This is a genomic window from Acutalibacter caecimuris, from assembly GCF_034335085.1.
Lineage (GTDB): Bacteria > Bacillota > Clostridia > Oscillospirales > Acutalibacteraceae > Acutalibacter > Acutalibacter caecimuris.
In genome coordinates, this window is the sequence record NZ_JAWXXJ010000007.1 from 43,693 (window position 1) to 66,300 (window position 22,608).

General features: G+C 60.8%; 18 protein-coding genes and 1 tRNA gene. 5 read left to right on the plus strand and 14 right to left on the minus strand.

Features of this window, described 5'->3' with window-relative positions; translation table 11 throughout:
- Window positions 1-33: 33 nt before the first annotated feature.
- From U8U01_RS05770 to wecB, 5 genes are all read right to left on the minus strand, one after another.
- Complete coding sequence (locus U8U01_RS05770; protein ID WP_322172462.1) at window positions 34-393, minus strand: biotin/lipoyl-containing protein; 360 nt, start codon at window positions 391-393, stop codon at window positions 34-36.
- 85 nt (window positions 394-478) lie between these two features.
- Window positions 479-790 carry an OadG family protein gene (locus U8U01_RS05775; RefSeq protein ID WP_322172464.1) on the minus strand — a complete coding sequence of 104 codons (312 nt, stop codon included), beginning with the start codon at window positions 788-790 and terminating at the stop codon, window positions 479-481.
- 184 nt (window positions 791-974) lie between these two features.
- Window positions 975-1,595: a GNAT family N-acetyltransferase gene (locus U8U01_RS05780; protein WP_322172466.1), complete on the minus strand. Its 621-nt coding sequence runs from the start codon at window positions 1,593-1,595 to the stop codon at window positions 975-977.
- Between the two features lie 131 nt (window positions 1,596-1,726).
- Entirely contained in the window at window positions 1,727-3,778 is a 2,052-nt protein-coding gene (locus U8U01_RS05785; protein WP_322172468.1) for an LTA synthase family protein, read from the minus strand.
- 112 nt (window positions 3,779-3,890) lie between these two features.
- The gene (wecB, locus tag U8U01_RS05790) at window positions 3,891-5,006 is read right to left on the minus strand and encodes a non-hydrolyzing UDP-N-acetylglucosamine 2-epimerase (RefSeq protein WP_322172470.1); all 1,116 of its coding nucleotides are present in this window, start codon (window positions 5,004-5,006) and stop codon (window positions 3,891-3,893) included.
- Between the two features lie 27 nt (window positions 5,007-5,033).
- Between wecB and U8U01_RS05795 the strand changes: the two genes are divergently transcribed.
- Window positions 5,034-5,348, plus strand: a complete 315-nt coding sequence (locus U8U01_RS05795; protein ID WP_322172471.1) for a hypothetical protein — start codon at window positions 5,034-5,036, stop codon at window positions 5,346-5,348.
- A gap of 7 nt (window positions 5,349-5,355) precedes the next feature.
- Here the strand turns inward: U8U01_RS05795 and U8U01_RS05800 are convergent, their stop codons facing one another.
- The 6 genes from U8U01_RS05800 to U8U01_RS05825 form a co-directional block, all read right to left on the minus strand.
- Entirely contained in the window at window positions 5,356-6,078 is a 723-nt protein-coding gene (locus U8U01_RS05800; RefSeq protein ID WP_322172472.1) for a WecB/TagA/CpsF family glycosyltransferase, read from the minus strand.
- Complete coding sequence (locus U8U01_RS05805; protein ID WP_322172474.1) at window positions 6,068-6,298, minus strand: hypothetical protein; 231 nt, start codon at window positions 6,296-6,298, stop codon at window positions 6,068-6,070. The genes U8U01_RS05800 and U8U01_RS05805 overlap by 11 nt, the downstream gene beginning before the upstream one ends.
- Entirely contained in the window at window positions 6,279-7,694 is a 1,416-nt protein-coding gene (locus U8U01_RS05810) for a sugar transferase (protein WP_322172475.1), read from the minus strand. Before U8U01_RS05810 ends, U8U01_RS05805 begins: the two co-directional genes overlap by 20 nt.
- A gap of 348 nt (window positions 7,695-8,042) precedes the next feature.
- Window positions 8,043-9,176 (minus strand): CDP-glycerol glycerophosphotransferase family protein, encoded by a 1,134-nt coding sequence (locus tag U8U01_RS05815; protein ID WP_322172477.1) that lies wholly within the window; start codon window positions 9,174-9,176, stop codon window positions 8,043-8,045.
- Window positions 9,173-10,486, minus strand: a complete 1,314-nt coding sequence (locus U8U01_RS05820; RefSeq protein WP_322172479.1) for an oligosaccharide flippase family protein — start codon at window positions 10,484-10,486, stop codon at window positions 9,173-9,175. The genes U8U01_RS05815 and U8U01_RS05820 overlap by 4 nt, the downstream gene beginning before the upstream one ends.
- 13 nt (window positions 10,487-10,499) lie before the next feature.
- A complete protein-coding gene (locus U8U01_RS05825; protein ID WP_322172481.1) occupies window positions 10,500-11,474 on the minus strand; it encodes a glycosyltransferase family 2 protein in 975 nt (324 codons plus the stop codon).
- Window positions 11,475-11,662: 188 nt separating this feature from the next.
- On the opposite strand from U8U01_RS05825, the gene U8U01_RS05830 reads away from it, so the two are divergent.
- From U8U01_RS05830 to U8U01_RS05845, 4 genes are all read left to right on the plus strand, one after another.
- The gene (locus U8U01_RS05830; RefSeq protein WP_322172483.1) at window positions 11,663-13,249 is read left to right on the plus strand and encodes a cellulase family glycosylhydrolase; all 1,587 of its coding nucleotides are present in this window, start codon (window positions 11,663-11,665) and stop codon (window positions 13,247-13,249) included.
- A gap of 292 nt (window positions 13,250-13,541) precedes the next feature.
- The gene (locus U8U01_RS05835) at window positions 13,542-15,245 is read left to right on the plus strand and encodes an ABC transporter ATP-binding protein (RefSeq protein WP_322172485.1); all 1,704 of its coding nucleotides are present in this window, start codon (window positions 13,542-13,544) and stop codon (window positions 15,243-15,245) included.
- Window positions 15,246-15,574: 329 nt separating this feature from the next.
- Complete coding sequence (locus U8U01_RS05840) at window positions 15,575-17,353, plus strand: ABC transporter ATP-binding protein (RefSeq protein WP_322172487.1); 1,779 nt, start codon at window positions 15,575-15,577, stop codon at window positions 17,351-17,353.
- Window positions 17,354-17,609: 256 nt separating this feature from the next.
- Window positions 17,610-17,685 (plus strand) — tRNA-Pro (locus tag U8U01_RS05845).
- Between the two features lie 131 nt (window positions 17,686-17,816).
- Here the strand turns inward: U8U01_RS05845 and U8U01_RS05850 are convergent.
- From U8U01_RS05850 to U8U01_RS05860, 3 genes are all read right to left on the minus strand, one after another.
- Entirely contained in the window at window positions 17,817-20,165 is a 2,349-nt protein-coding gene (locus U8U01_RS05850; protein ID WP_322172489.1) for a SpoIIE family protein phosphatase, read from the minus strand.
- 365 nt (window positions 20,166-20,530) lie between these two features.
- The gene (locus tag U8U01_RS05855) at window positions 20,531-22,027 is read right to left on the minus strand and encodes a hypothetical protein (protein ID WP_322172491.1); all 1,497 of its coding nucleotides are present in this window, start codon (window positions 22,025-22,027) and stop codon (window positions 20,531-20,533) included.
- Window positions 22,024-22,584, minus strand: a complete 561-nt coding sequence (locus U8U01_RS05860; protein WP_322172493.1) for an RNA polymerase sigma factor — start codon at window positions 22,582-22,584, stop codon at window positions 22,024-22,026. Before U8U01_RS05860 ends, U8U01_RS05855 begins: the two co-directional genes overlap by 4 nt.
- Between the last annotated feature and the right edge of the window lie 24 nt (window positions 22,585-22,608).

The following is a 22,608-nucleotide window of genomic DNA, read 5'->3' on the forward strand; positions in this document are numbered from 1 at the left end:
ACTCCTTTTTATTTGGTAATAAGGCCCATAAGCTTAAGCTATGGTGCAAAGGAGTGCGCCGCTCTCCACAGCCGCGCCCTTGGACACGGCCACGCTGGACACGGTGCCGTCTTTGGGGGCCATGATCTCGTTCTCCATCTTCATGGCTTCCAAAACCATCAGCACATCGCCGGACTTGACGGCCTGGCCGGCGGCTACCTTTACATCCAGGATGGTGCCGGGCATGGGGGCGTTTACGGGCTCGCCGGAACCAGCGGCGGCAGGGGCGGGCGCGGGGGCGGGCGCCGGCGCCGGGGCGGGGGCCGGGGCCGCTACGGGGGCAGCGCCGCCCTGGACCTCTTCTACGGTAACTTCGTAAGCGGTGCCGTTCACGTTCACGTTATATTTTCTCATAATGATCATTTTCCTTTCTTTGATTCGCACAGGTCCACAGCAGGTACGGCGACCCGCCCCCTGCGCGGTAAGTATCAAGCCAGCGTCAAATCTTGCGGATGGAATGGATGCGGATATGCTCCACACCGCTGCCCATGTCTTCGGCTATGGCAGCGGAAATGGCTGCGACGAGCTGCTGCTTGTTGGGCTGGGGGGCAGCAGGCACGGCTGCCGGTGCGGGGGCCGGGGGCGCGGCAGGCGCCGCGGGGGCGCTGTGGGTCGCGCTGCCGATGATGGCGCCCATGATCTTGATAATCACGATCAGGCAAATCAGCACCACGAACACAGTTACAAGGCCCATTGCCACTACCTGCAAAAAGCTGGGCTCCACATTGGCGGCCAACGGCATCAATGGCATAGCTTTTTACCTCCTTTCGCAAGGGAATTATGAAAAGCAAACGCATAAAACATAGGGAAGACCTTGAAAAAACGCTATTCTTGCGCATTTTATCAAAATCACCTAAATCATACCACGAGAAGGCCGTTTTGACAAGGGTTTTCATTCATAAAATTTTCAAAAAATTGTTTCCAGGGGTTCAAACTTACGCCTGCCGCCCCTGGGGGGTAGGCGTTAGCAGGTGGGCGCGCTCCGCGGCCAGGGCCTGGTTGACCAGCGCCGCCGCCCGCTCCCGTGCTGGCTCGTAGTCGAACTTGTCGATCAGGTAGGGCTTTATGGGCCGCTGGGCCTGGGGGTCGGCGGGGGTAAGGGCATAGCGCAGCCGCTGCCATTCCCCTTCCTCCCCCTGCGGGGCAAAGCCCATGGCCGAAAAAAAGGCCAGGGCCTCCGGGTTGTCCCGGTGTACGCGGGCAATGGCCTCCCGGCGGCTGCCCACTTCCATGATATCCCGCATCAGCCCCCACAGGGCCCGGCCTATGCCCATGCGGTGGAGCCCCTGCCGCACATACACCTGGAACTCCACGGAAAACAGGTTGTCCGGGTCGTGGCGGTTTTCGCTTAAATGGCAAAACCCCACCGTTTGGTTATTCAGCTCGCAAAGGAGCCACCCCAATCCATAAGTATACCGGTCTATACGCTGAATATACGCCTGTAGTTCCGGCAGCTTGGTTTCCGGCGCCGCGGGCGTGCCCACATAGGGCGCGAACACCTTCAGCATGGACGGCCCATCCCACTCGTTTACCCTACGTACTGCTGTCCTGATCATGTTTGCCCTCCTTGTTGCGTTTTGGGCCCTGCCGCCCCTGGGGGCTTGCAGGGCCCTGTCCTTATAAGCGTTCGCACGCGCCCTAAAAAATCCCTCTACTACAGCTTGTGATTTTGCCCGTTTGCAAGCCTTTACGCGGCTTGCCGGTCGGGGTTGCCGGCCCCGGCGGGGCGTTCAAAGATCCATTTGGCTTTTCCCTTTGGGTCAAAGGAATTGTTGTATTGGAGGACGGCATATTCCCGCAGCCGTTGCGTGTACGCGGCGGGCAGGGACTCCCCGGCCCGGAAATACGCCCCCGCCCGGTCCATCGTCCCGATGTCCGTGACCACCGGAAGTTCTTGCCGCAGGTTTTCCAGATAGTTGGTGTAGGGCGTGCCCTCCAGCCCCGCCGCCCGCAGCAGCAGGCCGGAAAGGTAGTTCAGGCTTACCGCCTCCAGTTCCTGGCCTTGCAGCGGGTAGTTGGCCCAGATAAAGAAGGGCACCCGGTACAGGCCGGCGGTCATGTCATACCCGGCCAGCACAGCCTGGTTGAACCCGTCCTCCAGTTTGGGCCAGTGGTCGCCGAAGAACAGCACCACCACCGGGTCCTGCTGGGCGGCAAAATAATGCAGCAGCCCTTCCAGCGCTTCATCCGAGCTTTTGGTCAGGCTCAGGTATTGCTCGGCCCATGGCCACCGGCCCTCATGGCCCTTTACCTGCACGGTGGTGGGGTAATCGGGATGCTCGTAGCCCCCGTGGTTCTGGATGGTCACATTGAACAGGAACAGGGGGCTGCCGTCGATTTCCTTCCAGCGCTCGTACTCGTAGATCACCTGCTCATAGCAGCTTTGGTCGCTGGTAAGGCCGTGCTCGAAGGTCCTGGGCACGTCGAAGATCTCCGCGTCCACAAACTCGTCAAAGCCCAGGTGGGGGTAAGCGTCTATCCGCTCCCAGGCGGCCCGGTCCCCGGGGTGGATGGCCGTACAGTGGTAGCCGTAGCTTTTCATGATCTGGGGCAGGCCGCTGTGGGGTTCGTCTATGTACTGCTGGTAGGGCTTGCTTCCCGACGGCAGGAACGACATGGAGTTGCCTGTTAAAAACTCATACTCGCTGTTGCAGGTATTGCCCCCGTATACCGACGAGTACGCCGTGCCCCACACCACTTGCCCGCTTTTTTGCAGGCTATGTAAAAACGGCTGGTTGTCCTGGGTGAACGCCAGGGTGCCCAGGCTGCCAAAATCTGTCATAGACTCATTCATAATGGCGATGACCGTGGGCATTTCCCCCGGCCGGCCCATGGGCTCCGGGGCAGGAAGGGCCTCCGCCTGCCAGGCCAGTTCCCGTACCTGCCGGGTAGAGTAGCCCTCCGGCTCCTCTACCAGCATAAAGCTTACATTGGCAAAAAAGCCCGCCGCAATCCCGGTGCGCTCGGAACTGGTCTTTTGGTTCCACGTCCACACCGAGATGCCCAGCCCGGACAGGCCGTTGAGGGGAAAAAGGGTCATCAGCAGCAACATGGACACGGACAGGGCCGAAAGCCGCTGGATCCAGCGCTTGCGGCGGGGGACCTCCGGCGTGCCGGCGGTAAGCTTGTAGCACAGCACCACCGCGCAGATGTACCCCATGGCGGCCACCGCCATTTTGCGGGTAGGCACATACGCATAGCCGCCGGAAACCGTCATGGCCGTGGCAAAAGACTGGAAGTCCCAAGGCAAAATGGGCTGGCCCCGGAACTGCACCACAAAGTAGTTGGCAATGCCGAAGGTCATGGACACCGCCCCGCCCAGGGCCACCGCTGCCCAGGCCCGCCGGGTAAGGGCAAAGGCCAGGGCGAACACCAGCAGGTAGCACAGGTAGTTGGCCACCCAATGCCGGGCCGGGAACTGCCAGATGCGGGTGCCGTTGATCATATCCACCGCCACAAAGGCCCCTATGGGGAACAGGACCACCAATAGCCACCCCAGCTTTTCCCGCAACGGGGCGGGCATTCCCACCTCTGTTAGGCAAAGCCCCGCGGCCAAGGCGCTGAGCAGGCTGTAGCCCAGCACATAGTCCCACCGCAGTTCCTGCCGCCCCGGCCCGTCCGTGCCCAGGGCAATGGGCCATTCTATGGCGAAAAACGCCGCCGAAACCAACAGGACCACCCCGGCGGCAATCAGATTTCCACGGCCTGCACGCAGCCGTAGGGAGAATTTTTCTTTCATAAGGCTTTTTGCTCCTATTTAACGTTCTTTGTTTCCCATCGCCCGCGCCGCCGGGGCCATGGGATCCTGGCTGGGCCCATGCCGGCCGCGCCGTATGCCGTTCGGGCGCCGCTTAGGCCCTTTCGCCAAAGTGGGCCAGGATGGCGTCGGCGATGTGCCGGCTGGCCAGGCCGTCGCCGTAGGGGTTGCTGGCATGGCTCATGCGGTGGTACTCGGCAGGGTCGGTAAGGAGCTGGCGCACCATACCGTAGATGGTTTCCTCGTCGGTGCCGGCCAGTTTCAGGGTGCCGGCGGCCACGCCCTCCGGGCGCTCGGTGGTGTCCCGCAGCACGATGACCGGCTTGCCCAGGGAAGGGGCCTCCTCTTGGATGCCGCCGCTGTCGGTGAGGATCAGGTAAGCGCGGGCCAGCAGGTTGTGGAACTCCACCACCTCCATAGGCTCTACCAGCTTGACCTGCGGGCAGTTCCCCAGCTCCTCTTCGGCGGCCTGCTGCACCAACGGGTTCAGGTGCACGGGGTAAACCGCCTTTACATCCGGGAACTCCTCCACCACCCGGCGGATGGCCCGGAACATCCTGTGCATGGGTTCGCCCAGGTTCTCCCTGCGGTGGGCGGTAATCACCACCAGCCGGGAGCCTTTCGCCCAGTCCAGCAGCGGGTCGGTGTAGTCCTCCCGTACGGTGGTGGAAAGGGCGTCAATGGCGGTGTTGCCCGTTACCACGATGCGCGCCGCCTGCTTGCCCTCGGCCAGCAGGTTTTGGCGGCTCTGCTGGGTGGGGGCAAAGTGCAGGTCCGCCACGCAGCCCACAAACTGCCGGTTCATCTCCTCCGGGTAGGGGGAGTATTTATCATAGGTGCGCAGGCCCGCTTCCACATGGCCCACAGCGGTCTGGCAATAGTAGGCGGCCAGGGCCCCGGCAAAGGTGGTGGTGGTATCGCCGTGCACCAACACCATGTGGGGCTTTTCCTTTTGGATAACCGCCTCCAGCCCCTTAAGCACCCGGGCGGTGATGTCTGAGAGGGTCTGCCCCGGCTGCATGATGTTCAGGTCGTAGTCCGGGGTGATGTGGAAGGCGGAAAGCACCTGGTCCAGCATCTGCCGGTGCTGGGCGGTTACGCACACCAGGCAGGTAAACTCCGGGCGGCTTTGCAGTTCTTTTACCAGCGGGGCCATCTTGATGGTTTCCGGCCGGGTGCCGAACACCAGCATCACTTTAATCTTCTCCATGGTTTCTCACATCCTGTTGTTGATTATATGTATGTCCTGGCTGAAACTTGCCGCATGAAGGCCGCCTCCGGCGGGCAGGGAAACTTTTTGAAAAAGGTCCGGCTTGCCAAAGGTAAGCCGTCTGCACCTCTTCAAAAACTTCCTATCCCGTGCACGGGGGATGGCTTTCCCTGTGCGTGGCGGCCCGCGGCGGTTGCTTTCTATGGCTTTTGGGCGGGCTTTGTTTTTTCTATATTTTTCTGTTTTTTATTTCTTTTTTTCTTATCTTTTTTATTTCTTATTTTTATTTTTATTGCGTTTATTTTTGCCTTTTGGGGTATTGCCGGGCTTTGGCCCGGCTGATGTGGCGTCAGCTTTTTTTGGCGGCTTTGCGCACCTCGCCCAGGAATTTGACGTTGTTGTCCCAAAAACGTTTCAGGCGCTTGGGCTCCCGGACAATGCGGTACAGCCACTCGGTGTTGGTCTTGACAAAAAAAGCCGGGGCCCGCCGCTTGCTGCCGCTGAGCACATCGAAGGACCCGCCCACCCCCATGAACACACCCTTTCGGAAATCCTCCAGGTGCCGGTAGATAAGCAGGTCCTGCGCGGGCGCGCCCAGGGCCACCAGGGTAAGGTCCGGGGCGGCGCGGGCTATTTCGGCAAAGATGGCGTCCTTATCCCCCGCATACCCGTTGCGGTACGCCACGTCTATCTGCGGGTACTCCTTGCGCAGTTTTTGGGCCAAGGCGGACACCACTTCCTCCTTTGCCCCCAGCAAAAACACCCTTTTCCCCGCCCGGCCGGCGGCGTCCAGCAGCTTTTGGGCCAGGTCCACCCCGGTTATACGCTCTTTGGCAGGCAGGCCCAGTATACCCATGGCCTTTACCACGCTGATGCCGTCCGGCACCACCTCCGCCTGGGGGCACAGCAACAGGCGCTCCACTTCCGGGTCCTTTTGGGCGTGCATGATGATCTCCGGGTTGGCTGTCACAATAAACAGCCGCTCCCCCGACAGCATGGCTTTTTCGGCCCGGCGGGCATATTCCTCCGCCGTGCCGCCGAAAATCCTTTCTAAATACACGTTAACCGCCATTTCGATGGCTCCTTTCTTCTACGCCTGCTTTTCCCCGCAGCCTGTGTACGGTGGTAAAGGCCAGCACGGCCAGCGCCGCCAGGGTGGCTGCCCCCAGCAGCCGCACCAGCCAGTCTGGCAGCGGCACGCCGGCCAGCCCCAGGCCAAGCCGTACGGCGGCCGTTACGGCCACCAGCGCCAGGCTGGCAACCCAGGGCGCCTTATTTTTCCCCGCTTTCATGGCCGGCCTTCTTCCTGTCCCGTTCCCGGTCCTCGTCAAAGTCGTACAGTTCTTCTTTGCCAAAGGCTTCGGTGCTTTCCGCGGCCTTTAAAAACACGGTGACTGTCTGGAAAATCAGCTTAAAATCCTGCCAAATGCTGTAGTTTTCAATATACATCAGGTCCATGACCAGCTTGTCTTTGGGGGAGGTATTGTACTTGCCGGAGATCTGTGCCAGGCCGGTAAGGCCCGCTTTCATGCGCAACCGGTAGGAGAACTCAGGCAGTTCTTCGGTATATTTCTCCACGTTCTCCAGCATTTCCGGGCGGGGGCCTACCACGGTCATATCGCCGTTCAAAATATTGATAAGCTGGGGCAGTTCGTCTATGCGGAACTTGCGCAGCACCCGGCCCACTTTGGTGATGCGGTCGTCATCCGCGGTGACGGACTTGTGGATGGCGTTCTGCTCTTTCATGGTGCGGAACTTGTACACCTCGAACACCCGGCCGTACTTGGTCAGGCGCTTTTGCTTGTACATCACCTTGCCGCCGTCCTCCAGCTTGATGGCAATGGCGCAGCCCAGCATAATGGGGCTGGCCACCACCAGGCCCACAACGGCCACGGCCAGATCTGTCAGCCGCTTGACGATGCGCTGCTCCATGGTCAGGTCCTTGGCGGTGTACATGACCATGGACTTGTCGTCCAGGGTGACATACTTGGCCCCCTGGCTCACCACGTCAATGGTTTCAAAGTTGTAGTAGATATTCTTTTGGGTCTGGTAGCAGAAGGCGATCAGGTCGTTGCGCTCTTTCAGGGGCACATCATAAAGGAACACGGTGTCGTTGCGCAAAATCACATCCAGCACGCCCTTGTCGTCATAGCGGATGATCTCGTCCACCTCGTACTGCTTTTGGAACCGCTGGATTTTGGGGATGATGCTGCCCAGGCTTTGCCGGGAGGAGGAGATGACGCAGCACTTCTCCGGTTTTTCCAGGGAGAAGTACACATAGTTGCCAAAATAGGCGAAAAAGATGATGACAAGCACCTGCAAAAGCATCACCAGCAGCAGCAGATGCGGCGTTTCGTACACAAAATGGTCGTTATTCTTCTCGCTGGTGTTCATGATGGAAAGCTGTAGGTGGGTCACTAAGTCTGTCATGATGGTGGCCAGCGCCATTGAGTGGATAATGGGCCTGCTTTTTTGCGTGCCTACCGCATACCCGCCGTATACCGACATCAGCGCTATGCCCAGCACCACAAAGGTCACCATGGTAACGCCGGTGGTACGCGACAGATTGAACAGCCACGGGTTCCTGATCCCGAATATCCCAAAAAAGATACCAAAAAGCGAGGCAAATAGCGCCAGCTTTAAAATAAACACCACCGTGCGTTTCAGTTTCTTTATCATCCCATGCATCTTGTCACCTTCTCTATTTTAGGCTTGCTTGCGGGCAAGGGCCCCGCGGCCGCTAAGCAAGCATGACGCCAAATATTTTGAGCGGGCGCCCATAAGCGTTCGCACGCGCCTTTTGGTACGCAGCTTACGGGAACACACCCTAGGCAGGCCCTTTGCCATTAGGCTTACCCAATTCCCACAAATAAAAACCAGAAAACGCAGCGCCACGGGCCCGGTGGGGCGCCGGTTTTGCCCACTGGGCCCCGGACAAAGCCTCTCCCGCGGCCCTTATGAAAGCCGCAGCCCCCGTTGGCCACCGCGTCCCCCGCTGTGTGCATTATACCACAGCCAGCGGGAAAAAGCAAAAAATCAGGGGTTTTCCAGCCAATCGGCTACTTTTTGGGCGGCATGGCCCGATTCTTTTATTCCAAATTCCCGGCAAAAAGCCTCTGCTTTTGCCAACTGGGCCGTCCCGTCAAAGGCTAGGACAGCCTGCTCCAGTTCCCCGTTGGTTTCGCTGCGGGGGAAGGGGAGCTTATCCAGGTCAAAGTAGAAGTTCCGGTCATCCCGGTAGCTTTCCAGGTCGTTTACATAGAGGAAACAGGGCTTGCCGGTGTTCATATAATCGAACATCACCGAGGAGTAGTCTGTCACCAAAGCGTCGCAAGCCAGGTACAGTTCCTGGATATCCGCCCACTGGGAGGCATTGCGCACATAGCGGGGGTCCAGGTCCAGTTGATGTGCCTTTTGGGCGATGTTGGGGTGAAGCTTTGCCAGCACCAGCCACTGCCCGCCAAAGCGTTTGCCCAGGGCCTCTGCCAGCCGGCGGTAGTCCAGGTCATAGGCGGCCAGGCCCTGGTCTTTGCGGAAGGTAGGGGCGTACAGGCACAGGCGTTTTTCCTCCGGCAGGGAGAGCCCCTGCCGCACCTTTTGGGCAGCGGCCTCACCGGGGCCGAAAAGCACGTCGTTGCGGGGGAACCCGCATTCCAGCACCTCCCCCTGGTACCAGAAGGCCCGGCGGTAGATCCCTGTAAGAAAGACGCTGTTGGAGAGGAAAAGGTCACAGATGGCAGAATCTTTTTTGGCCGCGACCACATAGCTGCCGTCCAGCGCCCCTTCCGCGTCGGCCTCTATGCGCTTGAGGGGGAACCCGTGCCAGGTCTGCACGTAACGGGTGGCGCCCCGCTTTTGGGTATAGGCCCATTTGCGGGAGTTATCCACCCACGCCCCGGCGGTACAGAAATGGTAGATGGTCCGGGGGCCGTCTACCGCCAGGGGGACCACCCCCTCCGGCAGGGTGGCCGCTTCCTCCGGGGTTTTCACGGTCCAGTACACCTTCCAGCCCCGGCGGCGCAACTCCTCGGCAATGGCCCGGGGGCTGTCGGAATAGCCCCGGCCGTAGTAGCTTTGGCACACGGCCTTGCGGGGGTCTTTGGGCAAAAGAGACAGGGCCCCCCACACCAGGTTGCGCAGGGCCTTGCGGGGTATCTGCCAAACGCTCATGTTTTCCCCTCCTTCCCCGCGGGCGGCTGCCGCAGGAGTTTCCTGTTTTTGACGATCACCGCCAGCCGGAACAGCAGGATGGCGAACTCTGTTAACGAGGACAGCAGGCACAGGGCCGTAAGGCCGATGCCTGTGGTATGGTAGCACAGCACCGCCCCCAGCACATAAACCACCGTGCCAAAGGCCGTGGAGATATTGGCGTACTTGGCCAGCCCCATGGCCCCCAGGGTGGGGTACCCCAGCACGTAGTTGGGGAAGGCGAACACCGCCACCGGGATCATCAGCCGCAGGGGCAGCACCACCTGGGCGCCCTCCGGGCCCAACCAAAGGGTTAAAAGGGGCTTTGCAAAGGTGAACACAAAGGCACAGCCCAGCAAAATCACCGGGTAGATGAACAGCATGGCTTTTTTGATGATCTGGAAGTTCCGGTGTTTCATCATGTGGGGGTACAGGCTGTCCGCAATGGGGGACATACCGTTGCGGGCGGCGATGATCACCGTATCGGCATTGGTATAAAGGCCCGTGGCCACCGCCGGGTCGAAGATACCCGTGCCCCCGGCGGGCATGGCGTGCTTTAAGAGCAGGCCGTTCAGGTTGGAGTTGATGGAGGCCGCCACCCGGGAGAACAGGAACTGGGAGGAATCCTTGATCTCCCCCCATACGTCCCGCCAGCCCACCCGGCAAAGGGGCACCCCTACCCGCACATACAGGTGCCAGTACACAAAGGCCAGGGCCCCAAAGTTGCCGATGGCCGTACACAGGGGCACCAGGTAGAAGTCCTCCGGCTTTTGCACCAGCAGGAACACCAGCGCGGTTGCCACCAGCTTAATGGCTACCGCCCGGATGGTAATGGCGGACATCTGCTCTAAGCCCCGGTACATATAATCCGGCAGGAAGGTGGCCCCTACGGTGGAGAGAAAGAAGAACACATAGGCCAGCACCTCCCCCGGACCGGAAAGCCGGGGCACGACCAGCAGCCCCAGCACCACCGCCGAGATCAGCGTAAACAGCACCTTGGCCGCCACCACGCTGGTGAGGATACGGGAAAGTTCCCCCTTGTCCTCCCGGCGGGCGGAGATTTTGGCCGTGGCCGAGAGCAGGAACCCGAAATCCAGGAAGATCAAAAAGAAGTTGGCCGCGTACTGCCCGGCCCCCAGCAGGCCCACCAGCTCTACCCCCAGCACCCGCATTTTGTAGCCCTGGGTCAGCATACCCAGCGCCATGTTGGAGAACTGGAGGATGTAGAGCATGACGGTATTTTCCAGCAGGCTATGGCGGGTACGGCCCTGCCATTTTTCCTTTAAATTCATGCGTGCCTCCCTATCAGCCCTTTAGTTTAAACATCGCCCGGATGGCCCCGTACTGCCGCCGCCCCAAAAGCCACAACAGCAGCCGGTGCTTTTTACCCATGCGGGCAAGGTAGGGGTTCCCCTTCCAGTGGGGGAAGTACCCCTCTGTATAGTCCCTGAACGCCTCCAGCAGGGGGTGGCGGGGGTCCTGGCGCAGCACCCGCACCGAGGCGGTGAGGTACACATGGTACAGGGTGAGGTATTCCAGCTCCGCCCGGTACGCCTCATAGAGCCCCTGCTCCTTATACCAGCCCAAAATGTCCTCAAAGGCGTCTATGATCTCCCGGTTGCGGGCCAGTGTGGCGCTGTTCATAATGGAGCCGGGCCTTTGCAGGTAGTTGTAGCCGATGTAGTCCGTATACACCACCTTTTTGCAGTTGGGCAGCAGCTTGGTGGTGGTGCGGATGTCCTCGTACCACACCCGTGGCGGGTAGCGCACGCCGGTTTTTTGGAACAGTTCCGCCTTATACAGCCGGCAGCAGGCGCTGGGGGACGAGAGCAGCACGTCCTTTTGGGTATGGGGGTCCAGGCCGGCGTCTTTCGGCATATCCTCCCGGAACACCCCCAGCACCCGGCCCTTTTCGTCTACCGAGCGGAAGGCAAAGCAGGCCATGTCCGCGCCGGCCCCCTTTGCGGCGGCCAGGGCCCGCGCCAGGGTTTCCGGCTCCAGCCAGTCGTCGCTGTCCGGGAACAGCAGCCAAGCCCCCCCGGCTGCCTCTATGCCGGTGTTCCGGGCGCCGCCCAGGCCCCGGTTCTCCTGGTGGATCACCCGGACCCTGGGGTCGGTTTGGGCAATCCCCTCGCACAGGGCGCCGCTGCCGTCGGTAGAGCCGTCGTCCACCAGCAGCAGTTCCAGGTCCTGTTCGGTTTGCGCCAGCACAGAAACGGCGCATTTTTCCACATAACCCTTTACATTATATACAGGCACGATCACGCTGGCTTTTGGCATATAGCCGCCTCCCTTTTGGTGGCCCGGTTGTTCCAGTATTTTACACATTATACACAGTCCCGCGGATTTTTGCAAGCCCCCGGCCTTGCCAAGCGGCCCTTTCCGTAGTATAATAAGGTATAGCTATACACTAATTATTCCCGAATGATAAAAAAACTTGCCTTCCGGCAAGGGAACGGAGGGACCTTATGGTAAACCTGATCACCAAAGCCCTGCGGGCCGCCCTGTCTTTCAGCCTGGCCCTTGTGGTAGGCTGCCCCCTGGGCGCCGGGGCCACTGCCGCCGGTGCTGTTGCCACCGGGGCTGGCTTTACCGATGTAAAACCCGGCAGTTGGTACGCCGCCTGTGTGGAGGAAATGGCCGGCAAGGGGCTGGTAAGCGGCTACCCGGACGGCAGCTTTAAGCCAAACGGCACCATCACCGCCGCCGAGTTCCTCTCCATAACCGCCCGGTGCGCGGGGGTGGGCAAACCCTCTTCCTCCGGCCATTGGGCCAAGGACTACTTGCAGGCCGGGCTGGACCGGGGCTGGTATGACTGGGACGAGATCCCGCCCACCGGGGAGAAATTTGACAAGGCCATCCCCCGCCAGTTGGCCGTGAAGGCCCTGATGCGGGCCCTGCTGCCCGACAAACGCGGGGACTACAGCACCGAGTCTGCCAAGATGAAGGACTTTGCCCAACTGGACGGCCGGTACTACGAAAGCGTGCTGGCCGCCTACGCCTGCGGGGTGGTTTCCGGAGATGAGAAAGGCTGCTTTAACCCCAAAAGCAGCCTGACCAGGGCCGAAGCCTGCGTGCTTATCTCAAAGGCCCTGAAACTGACGGGCGATGTGCCCGGCCCGCCGGACCTGCCCGACCCGCCCGGCCCGGTGGAAACGATCTCCGGGGGCGTTGGCGAAAACGGCTGGCTACAGGTAAAAGGCACCCAACTGTGCAACGAGGCGGGCCAGCCCATCGCCCTGCACGGCATGAGCAGCCACGGGCTCCAGTGGTTCGGGCAGTTTGCGGGGGAACAGTCCATTAAAAACACCGCAAGCTACGGGGCCAACCTGTTCCGGGTGGCCATGTACACCGGCGAGAACGGCTACCTCAGCCAGCCGGAGGCCATTAAGAAACAGGCCATTGCCGCCATTGACGCCGCCATCCGCCAGGATATGTACGTGATCATCGACTGGCACATCCTCTCCGACGGCAATCCCATGGACCACCTGGCCGAGTCCCAGGCTTTCTTCCAGGAAATAGCCGCCCGGTACAAGGACCAGCCCGCCGTACTGTACGAGATTTGCAACGAGCCCAACGGCGGCGCGGACTGGGGCAGGGATATCAAGCCCTATGCCGAAAAGCTGGTGGAAACCATCCGGGGGCAGTCGGAGAAGGGGGTCATCCTTATCGGCAGCAGCACCTGGAGCCAGGATGTGCACCTAGCCGCCGCCAACCCCGTTAAGGGGGATAACCTGATGTACACCCTGCACTTTTACGCGGGCACCCACGGCCAGTGGCTGCGGGACCGGGCCGACGCGGCGATGGCCGCGGGCCTGCCGGTCTTTGTTACCGAGTGGGGCACCAGCAGCGCCGACGGCAACGGCGGCGTGTTCCTGCAAGAGTCCCAGGAGTGGCTGGATTGGATGGAACAGAAGGGCATAAGCTGGGCCAACTGGTCCCTGTGCGACAAATCCGAAACCTCCGCTGCCCTGCGCCCCGGCACCTCCCCCACCGCCCAGTGGGCCGGCAGCGACCTGAGCGAATCCGGCCGCTTTGTGTTCCGGCACTTTTAAGGGCCCGCCTGCCCCTATGGGGGCCTATCAGGCATAGAAATAAAAAGGCAGCACCCGGTCAAGTTTTGGGTGCTGCCTTTTTATTTTTGCCTGCAAAGGCCTCCACGCGGCAAGTTCCGTCCCCTGCCTGCATACCCCAAGCCCAACGCAGCCCTGTGCCTTCGTTTTAGCCGTTTGAGCCGTTTGAACCGGTGGGCCATTCCATCGCCCCCCTTTTTTGAAAAAACAGTTGCCTTGTCAACTAAATTGCGGTATAATAAGGCCGTACCGATCTACCCTTGAGGAGGTTCCCATGAAAACCATATTCCGTTACCTAAAACCCTTTATCCCCCGTATGAGCCTGGGGCTGTTTATTAAGTTTACCGGCTCGGCGGTGGAGCTGCTGTTGCCCTGGATCCTGTCCTATATGATCGACGAGGTGGCCCCCACCAAAGACATGGGCCGGGTAGCCCTGTGGGGCGGGGCCATGGTGCTGGCCGCCGTGCTGGCCTGGGCGACCAACATACTGGCAAACCGGATGGCGGCCTGGGTGGCCCAGCACACCACAGAGGCCATCCGCCACGACCTGTTTGTAAAGATTTCCGAACTCTCCTGTGGGCAGATCGACCGCTTTTCCATCCCCTCGTTGGAGGCCCGCCTGACAACGGATACCTACCATATCCACCAGATGCTGGGCATGATGCAGCGCATGGGCGTACGCGCGCCCATTTTGCTGCTGGGGGGCATTCTGGTCACACTGACCCTGGACCCGGTACTGACCCTGGTACTGGTATGCACCCTGCCCTTTATCGCGGTGCTGGTGTATACCGTTTCCAAAAAAGGCGTGCCCCTGTACCGGCAGCTACAGCAGGGCATAGACACTATGGTGCGCACCGTGCGGGAGGCTATCTCCGGCATACGGGTCATCAAAGCGCTTTCGAAAGTGGACTACGAGCGGGAACGCTTTGCCGGGGTCAATGACAGCGTGGTGGAAAAGGAAACCCGCGCCGGCATGACCATGGCCATTACCAACCCCATGATGAACCTTTTTTTAAACCTGGGCCTTACCGCGGTGATCATTGTGGGGGCCTACCGGGTAAACAGCGGGCTGACCCAGCCGGGGAAGATCATTGCCTTTTTAAGCTACTTTACCATCATCCTCAACGCCATGATGGCCATGACCCGCATTTTTGTAACCTTCTCCCGCAGTTCTGCCAGCGGCAGCCGCATTGCGGAGGTGCTGGCCGCCCCGGCGGACCTGCCCGTTACCCCCTCGGCCGGGGAGCCCTCCCCCTACCACGCGGCTTTTGACCAGGTGACCTTCTCCTATAACAAAAAGGAGCCCAATGTGGAGGGTATCAGTTTCCGGCTGAAAAAAGGGGAAACCCTGGGCATTATCGGGGCCACCGGCTGCGGCAAGTCTACCCTTATCAACCTGCTGATGCGCCTGTATGATGTGGACAGCGGCAGCGTTATATTGGGCGGCCAGCCCATTGCCTCTATCCCCCCCGAAGAGTTACACACCCGGTTTGGGGTCGTGTTCCAAAACGACGTGCTTTTTGCCGATACCATCCGGGAAAACATTGACTTTGGCCGGGGCCTGCCGGATGAGGAGATCGAGAAAGCCGCCCGCTGCGCCCAGGCCTGGGAGTTCATCTCCCAGTTGCCGGAGGGGCTGGACCATATGCTTACCTCAAAGGGCACCAACCTTTCCGGTGGGCAAAAGCAGCGGGTGCTGGTGGCCAGGGCCCTGGCCGGCACCCCGGAATTCCTGATTTTGGACGATTCTTCCTCTGCCCTGGACTACCGCACCGACGCCGCCCTGCGCACCGCCCTGCGCCATGAATACGCCGGGGTCACTACCGTGATCATCGCCCAGCGGGTCAGTTCTATCTTGCACGCCGACCATATCCTGGTGCTGGACGAGGGCCGCGAACTGGGCTACGGCTCCCATGAACACCTGATGGAAACCTGTAGCGTTTACCGGGAGATCGCCGTATCACAGATGGGCGGCTAGCTGCCTTAAGGGGCGCTGCCCCTTAAGAATCCCCGCCAGGGGCTAAGACCGCCCCTGGACCCGGCCAAGCATCCCCACGCCCTGGGGACAACCACAGCGCTCTTCTTATTTGGCACAGAGAAAAAATGAAAAAAGAAAGAAATAAAGGAAAACAAAGAGGGTGCCGGTCGAGCACAGGCCCGGTTACTGGAAACAAGCCATGAACGGTATAAAAGTTTTTGAGGATTGTCAAGGAACTTTTTTCAAAAAGTTCCTTGACCCGCCGGAGGCAATGACTGCGCCTTTGCGGCCACAAAGCACACACTATCACCTCAAAGGAGGAACCACCCATGCCCCCCAGATTTATGCCACGCGGGCCCATTGAAAAGCCCAAAGACCGCAGAAAGGTGCTTTTGCGCCTTTGGAAGTATATTTATGCCCACAAAATGATGGCCCTGGCCGCGGTGCTGCTTACGGTAGGCAGCAACCTGCTGGCCCTGCTGGGCCCCTGGCTCTCCGGCCGGGCCATTGACGCCATTGGCCTTGATGCCGGAGGGGTGGATTTTCCCCGCGTGTTCTTTTTCTGCGGGCTGATGGTGCTGTTTTACGCGGTTTCCTCCGGCCTTTCCTACGCGCTTTCCATCCTGATGATCAAGCTGAGCCAGAAGATCGTGCGGGAAATGCGCCAGCAGGTTTTTGACCGGCTTACCCTGCTGCCGGTCAAGTACTTTGACCGGCACCAGACCGGGGACATCGTCAGCCATATTTCCTACGATATTGACACGGTAAACGCCTCCCTCTCCAATGACCTGCTGCAAATTGCCGCCAGCGCCATTACGGTGGTGGGTTCGCTGGCTATGATGATCGCCATCTCCCCCCTGCTGGTGCTGGTGTTTGCCGTAACCATACCCCTTTCCTTCCTCTTCACCCGGTATATGACCAAAAAGGTGCGGCCCCTGTTCCACAAGCGCTCTGTCATGCTGGGGGAGCTCAACGGCTTTGTAGAGGAGATCATCAGCGGGCAAAAAACCACCAAAGCCTACCACCAGGAGGCCACCCAGACCCGGCGGTTCGACGAGAAAAACAAGGCCGCTGTAGACGCCTACTACAACGCCGATTACTACGGCGCCATGACCGGCCCCTCGGTCAACTTTATCAACAACCTGTCCCTGGCCTTTATCAGTATGTTCGGGGCGGCGCTGTTTTTGCTGGGGCGTATCTCCATTGGCGACCTGTCCAGCTTTGTGCTGTACTCCCGGCGGTTCTCCGGGCCCATCAACGAGATGGCCAATATTGTCAGCGAGCTCCAGTCGGCCTGCGCCGCGGCCGAGCGGGTATTTGACCTGATGGACCAGCCCACCGAGCCCGCCGACGCAGAGGATGCCGTAACCCTTTCCCACGTGGTGGGCGATGTGAAAATGGAGCACATCGGTTTCGGCTACGAGCCGGATAAGACTATCATCCATGACCTGACCCTGCACGCGCCCCCCGGCGGCCTTACCGCCATTGTAGGCCCCACCGGCGCGGGTAAAACCACCCTGATCAACCTGCTTATGCGCTTTTACGACCCGGACAAGGGCTGCATCACCCTGGACGGCCGGGATATACAGGCCGCCACCCGCAAAAGCCTCCGGCTCTCTTACGCCATGGTGCTACAGGACACCTGGCTGTTTACCGGCACCATCTTTGAAAACCTGGCCTACGGCAAAAAGGGCGCCCGCCGGGAGGACGTGGAGGCTGCCGCCAAAGCCGCCCGCATCCACCGGTACATTATGAGCCTACCCAAGGGATATGACACCATTCTGGATGAAAACGGTGTCAATATCTCCCAGGGGCAAAAGCAGCTATTGACCATCGCCCGTGCCATGCTGCTGGACGCCAAGATGCTGATTTTGGACGAAGCCACCTCCAACGTGGACACCCGCACCGAGCAGCAGATACAGGCCGCCATGCGCACCCTGATGCAGAATAAGACCTGTTTCGTCATCGCCCACCGGCTCTCCACCATCCAGAACGCCAACAATATCCTGGTCGTCCGGGACGGGGATATTGTAGAGCAGGGCAACCATCAGGCCCTGATGGCCCAAAACGGGTTCTACGCCAGCCTGTATAACTCGCAGTTCCAGTAGGGCCTGCCCTTGCAAGGGGTATGTCCAAAATGAAACGTTTAAAACGAGGCTCCGGCGAACAAATGGTAAAAGTTTCGTCCACCTTTTCAAAGGTGGTGGGGTTCTTAGGGGTGAAACCCAAGAGTTGGCGTAGCCAACTCTCCGCCGCCGGAGGCCAAAATTTCGTCATAAACTCTTCTTTTGCGCACTCCCCCTTGCAACTTGCCCCTTGACACCCCGGCCAACATCCAGTATAATGAGGGAAGTGGATAGCCGGCGAGGTGTAGCTCACCCGGTAGAGCGCTTGGTTTGGGACCAAGAGGCACGGAGTTCGAGTCTCCGCACTTCGACCATCCTGTAAGGGTTGGCGCCGCCAGCCCTTCTGCACAGCCGTTCCGCGCACTTGGCATTGCTAAGTGCGCGGGCTTTTTTTGCCCGCGCCGGGCTTTCCTCTCCTGGGGGGCCTCCCGCACCTTACTACATTTTACTGCACCACCAGCACCAGGGCCGTTATGTCATCCTCATGGCCGTCGCTCCGGCGCTTTTGGGCCTCTTCTGTCACCCGCTGGGCCAGCAGGTTGGGGTTTTCCTCCTCATCCCAGGCAGCGGCCATATCCACCAGCCACTCGCTGCCTGTGGAAACCACCCCGTCGGACACCATCACCACCAAATCGCCGGGGGAGAGCTCCCGCTGGCAGGTGGCAAACTCCACCCCCGGCATAATGCCCACCGGCACGCTGGAGGCCTCGATCACCTCGCTGCGCTTGCCCCTGCGCAGTACGGTGCAGGCCGCCCCTGCCTTGCGGAACTCCGTTTTGCCGGTAAACAGGTCGATGCACACCACGTCCATCGTGGCCAGCGATTCATCCCCGGATTTGGCGATCAGGGCCGCGTTCACCGTTTGCAGCATACTGTCAAAGCCCACCCCGGCCTTTAGCAGGCTCTCTGCCATTGCCGAGGTCATGGCCCCGTCCACCGCAGCCCGGCCCCCGGTGCCCATACCGTCGCTTAGCACCGCGATCAGCCGCCCACAGCCGTCATAGAATACATTGGCGCTGTCCCCGCAAAAGGCCCCGCCCCCGGCGCTGGTCTGGGAGAACCCCCGGCCCACATCCAGTTGGGGGCGCTGGCACATCTGGATGCGGCAGCGGTCCTCGGTGCTGCTGACACAGGGGGGCGAGAACACCCGCCCGCAGGCAGAGGATACCTCCCGTGTAAAGGCCGCCCGGTTCAGGCGTTTCTGGCGCTCCCGGCTGATCTCCGCCTCCACGGTCATGCGGTCGAACTTGTCCACCCGGCAGCACACCTCCAGGGGGGTAACGCCGCTGTCCCGCAGCACCACCGCCACCCGCTGGGCCGCCTCCTGGTCAAAGCGCTGGTACTGGGCAAACTCCCCGGCCATCTCGTCCAGTATCCCCGCCGTGGTGCGGAAGTGGGCCTCTATCACCTCCCGCACCTGGGCGGTACGCAGTTCGGCGGCCTCCTTCATCAGGTAGCGGGTATAGTTTTTGTTCAGCTCGTCCCGCATCTCCCCGGCCCGGCAGCAGCGGTCGCTGAACTCTTTGGTAAAGTCGCAGGTTTCCAGCTTGCCCTTCTCCTTTAATGTGCCGGAAAGCTGGGAGAAATTGGCCATGGTCTGGTCCTTGTACTTGCGCCAGCATACCGAGCTGAGCCCGCACCCGGCGCACACCGTTTCGGTGGACCGGTCGTACACCCCCCGCAGGTTGGGGGCGCATATGGTGCTGAGTTTTTCGGAGATCTCCTCTACCGAGGCGGACACGCCGGTCAGGGCCTGGGCCGCGTACTTCAGGCGCATAACGATGTTCCCCCGCAAGGCCCCACCGCTAAGGCTGTCGTTGCGCAGGCCGAAAACCTCCGTAAGCCGGCGGCTGCCGGGCAAAAACATATACCCTACCGTGGCCACGGCCACCTCAATGGCCCCGGTGAGGATTTGGGCGCTGCCCGAACCCACCTGCAAAGAGGCAATGCCATGGGCGATGATAAAGGCCCCGGCCCCCGCCGCCTTGCCCATGGGGGCAAACACACCGGCCACCAGCCCCCCCAGCCCATAGGCCCCGGAAAGGTAGGACAGCCCCGCCGTGGACAGCCCCTGCACGGCCCCGGCGGCCACGCCCGCCACCGCGCCGCCGGCAATGCCCCCCAGCCGGGCGCAGTACAGCACCAGCAGCACCAGCAGCACCCGGCCCAGGGAAACGCCCATTATGCTGATGCCCGAAAAGGCCAGCAGCAAGATCCCCAGGCTGACGGTAATAGCCGCCAGGTCGCCGCTCTCAAACCGGCCCACAGCCCCCAGCCGCGGCTTGCCGTCGCCGGAAAGCCCGGAGAGCAGGTTCACCCAGCGGCGCAGGAAGTAGGCGCTGCCCGCCCCCAAAAAGGCCTCCGCCACATACAGCGCCGCTGTATAGCTGATGGAGCCGTGTAGGAACACCATGGTCATACCCGTAAGCAGCAGGGGCAAAAAAGCCGCTGCCGGGGCGAACAGCGGGTGGGTGTTGATGCTTTTTAGCTGGTCCATGGACCAGCGTATGGCTGTTACCGCCACCAGTGCCGCCGCGTACCGCACCGGCACATACACCGCCGAAGGGAAAAGGTACCCAAAAAACGCCCCCAGCGCCCCGGCCCACAGGCCCTCTCTGGGCGCAGCCGCCACGGCGGCCACCCCAAAGGGGGCGTATTTGCCAAACACCAGCCCCCGCGCACAGACCATCCCCCCGAAAAAGCTGCCCGCCATAACCAGCGCTTTACGGGCATACCCCGCCTGTAGCTGGTCGCGCAGGCCGCACCATACCTGCCGGAATTTTGTCAGTTCCATCCTAACACCGCCTCGTTGATTTTTTACCCCCGCGCCTGAGGGGCGGGCCCGTCCCCCTGTCTGCCGCAAAGGCATATGCAAATAAGTTATGTAACCCGCTATGCAGGCAACGAGGAGATTATACCGCCGGCGGGCAAAAATATCCGTCGGATAGAGGATGTGGGAACAAAGGAGTTTCCGGGGGAAAAGAGCGGCGCCCGGCGCAGGGGCGCGGATGCCGCGGGGAAATGGCGAATGGGGGAGAAATTATTTTATGTAAAATAAAGGGGCCCCCTGTCAACCAAAGAAAATAAAGGGAAAGGGCCTTTGTGGGCCCTTTCCCTTTTCCTGTTATGGTTCCCCTTCCTTTTGGGGGCATACCGTTCCTATTCCCCTTCCGCAGCAGAACTGGCAGAGCTGTAGGGTTGCAATTTCACAATGTCGCCAATCTTCTTTTCTTCCTTGACCTGGTCGCTTTGCAGGTACTGCACCAGCTCCCAAAGGTCATCCACCGTGGCCCCGGCCCGGTAGTAGGCGGTCACATAGTACCCGTCCCACCGCAGGTAAAGGGGCAGCACCGCGCCGTCCTCCTCCCGTGGCGCCCAGTTATGGCTTTCAAAGTATGCCTGGCGGGTTTCCTCATCCAGTTGGGCCAGGCTCTCCCAGGTCAGGCCGGTAAGTTCCACCCAGTTCTCGTTTTCCATCCCGGCGTCCAGCAGTTGGGCCTGCACAGCCCAAACGGTAATCAAGGGGCTCTCCGCGCCGTACTCCAGGCCCAGCAGGAAGGGTTCTCCCCCCTTCAGCTCCAGCAAAGCCGAATCGGCCACGCACACAAACCGGCTGTCCGTGGGGTAATACCCGGCAAAGGCATCGGGCTGCTCCTGCAGATTGACCAGGCGTGTGCCCTCCTCGTAGGAGAACAGGCCCGGATCAAAATGGTCCAGCGCCCAGCGCGTCACCTTCACCATGTCCTCCGGGTCGGCGGTTTTCCAGCCGTACACCCGGAACCAGTATCCGTCCTTCCAAAAGCTGATGGCCTTGTCGCTGCCCGCGGTACCCAGCACAGAGAACTCGACGCCTTGATCCGTGATGATGGTTTCGTGGCAGCGCTGCAAATAGTCCAGCTTTTCCTCCGGCGTCCAGTTATCTCCGCCCAGTTCCTCGGTGCCTGCCAGCAAAAGTAGCTGCTTGATATCTCCCCCGTCCACCGGGCCATCTTCCCACTTGACCATCACATGGGCAAGGCTGCCGTCCGTGTCATAGCTGCCCCATATAAGGGGGCCCAGGGTATAGCCGTCCTCCCGCATATCCGGCAGGCGGTCAAACCAGTACTGGGGGGTGCTTACCGCACCGTCGTCTAAAGCCACCTCGCCCTGGACACGGTACTCGTTCCACAGCAGGGGGGCCTCCGGGTCCGCCCGGTTATAGGAGAACATCTCCTGGGGCGAAAGCCCCTCTGGCAGCGCGTCTATATACGCCTGTGAGATATAGGTCTTTGTCCAGCCCTCCGGGTCGTCTGCCTCCGGAGCCTGCACGATAACGCCCGGCGCCGGGCTCTCCGGGCCGGCCTCCGTTTCCCCTGTTTCCGCCCCGGCCCCGGCCTCCATGCCCCCTTCCCCGGCGCCGCCCTCCACCTGGTGGGAGGTATCCGTCCCGGCAGCCAGGGGGCCGCCCTCCGCCGGCCCGGCGGCAGGGGCAAAGGCCTGTTTCAAAACCAGCGGCAGGCACAGCACGCACAGGCAGGCGGCCACCGCTATCCAGGCGCCAATGCCTCCGCCCCGCCGGCGGGGGGCCCGTTCCGGTTCCCGGTCCGCGGCGGCAACCAGGGCCGGGTCGATGTTTTCCAGCTTATCCAGCAGTTCATGTCCGTTTGCAATACTCATAAGTCATAGCCCTCCTTTATCAAATATTCCCGCAGCCCCTGCCGGGTACGGTACAGCGAAGTTTTCACCTTGCTTTGCCCCGCCCCAAACCGCTTGGCCACCTGGGCAACCGGCTCCAGGTACCAGTAGCGGCGGATGAACATATCCCGTGGTTCCTCCGGCAGGCCCCGCAGGTACCGGCTGATCTCCTCCCCCAGCAGCAGGCCGTCCACCTGCCCCTGGGTATCGCCCTTGGCCGGGATGCACTGCTCCAGTTCCCTGGTCAGTTGGGCCAGGGGCGCGTTGCGCTTTTTCCGGTACCGGGTGCGGCATACGTTAATGGCCATGCGCCGAGTGATCTTTGCCAGAAAGGGGAAGAAATACGCCCCCGGCTCATGGGGCGGAATAGCGTTCCAGGCTTGCAAGTAGGTGTCGTTTTCACATTCCTCCGCGTCCTGGCTGTTGTGCAGCAGGTTGTTCGCCAGGGCCCGCAGCTTAGGGCCGTACTTTTCGGCCGTGCAGGCCAGGGCCGATTCATCCCGGCGCAGGAACATGGCCACGATCTTTTCATCCTCCACAAAACTCCCTCCTTCATGCGAGTA

Bases quoted from the DNA above. Each gene is read 5' to 3' on its own strand.
- U8U01_RS05770 (WP_322172462.1), bottom strand. From the start codon at position 393: ATGAGAAAATATAACGTGAACGTGAACGGCACCGCTTACGAAGTTACC.
- U8U01_RS05775 (WP_322172464.1), bottom strand. From the start codon at position 790: ATGCCATTGATGCCGTTGGCCGCCAATGTGGAGCCCAGCTTTTTGCAG.
- U8U01_RS05780 (WP_322172466.1), bottom strand. From the start codon at position 1,595: ATGATCAGGACAGCAGTACGTAGGGTAAACGAGTGGGATGGGCCGTCC.
- U8U01_RS05785 (WP_322172468.1), bottom strand. From the start codon at position 3,778: ATGAAAGAAAAATTCTCCCTACGGCTGCGTGCAGGCCGTGGAAATCTG.
- wecB (WP_322172470.1), bottom strand. From the start codon at position 5,006: ATGGAGAAGATTAAAGTGATGCTGGTGTTCGGCACCCGGCCGGAAACC.
- U8U01_RS05795 (WP_322172471.1), top strand. From the start codon at position 5,034: ATGTATGTCCTGGCTGAAACTTGCCGCATGAAGGCCGCCTCCGGCGGG.
- U8U01_RS05800 (WP_322172472.1), bottom strand. From the start codon at position 6,078: ATGGCGGTTAACGTGTATTTAGAAAGGATTTTCGGCGGCACGGCGGAG.
- U8U01_RS05805 (WP_322172474.1), bottom strand. From the start codon at position 6,298: ATGAAAGCGGGGAAAAATAAGGCGCCCTGGGTTGCCAGCCTGGCGCTG.
- U8U01_RS05810 (WP_322172475.1), bottom strand. From the start codon at position 7,694: ATGCATGGGATGATAAAGAAACTGAAACGCACGGTGGTGTTTATTTTA.
- U8U01_RS05815 (WP_322172477.1), bottom strand. From the start codon at position 9,176: ATGAGCGTTTGGCAGATACCCCGCAAGGCCCTGCGCAACCTGGTGTGG.
- U8U01_RS05820 (WP_322172479.1), bottom strand. From the start codon at position 10,486: ATGAATTTAAAGGAAAAATGGCAGGGCCGTACCCGCCATAGCCTGCTG.
- U8U01_RS05825 (WP_322172481.1), bottom strand. From the start codon at position 11,474: ATGCCAAAAGCCAGCGTGATCGTGCCTGTATATAATGTAAAGGGTTAT.
- U8U01_RS05830 (WP_322172483.1), top strand. From the start codon at position 11,663: ATGGTAAACCTGATCACCAAAGCCCTGCGGGCCGCCCTGTCTTTCAGC.
- U8U01_RS05835 (WP_322172485.1), top strand. From the start codon at position 13,542: ATGAAAACCATATTCCGTTACCTAAAACCCTTTATCCCCCGTATGAGC.
- U8U01_RS05840 (WP_322172487.1), top strand. From the start codon at position 15,575: ATGCCCCCCAGATTTATGCCACGCGGGCCCATTGAAAAGCCCAAAGAC.
- U8U01_RS05850 (WP_322172489.1), bottom strand. From the start codon at position 20,165: ATGGAACTGACAAAATTCCGGCAGGTATGGTGCGGCCTGCGCGACCAG.
- U8U01_RS05855 (WP_322172491.1), bottom strand. From the start codon at position 22,027: ATGAGTATTGCAAACGGACATGAACTGCTGGATAAGCTGGAAAACATC.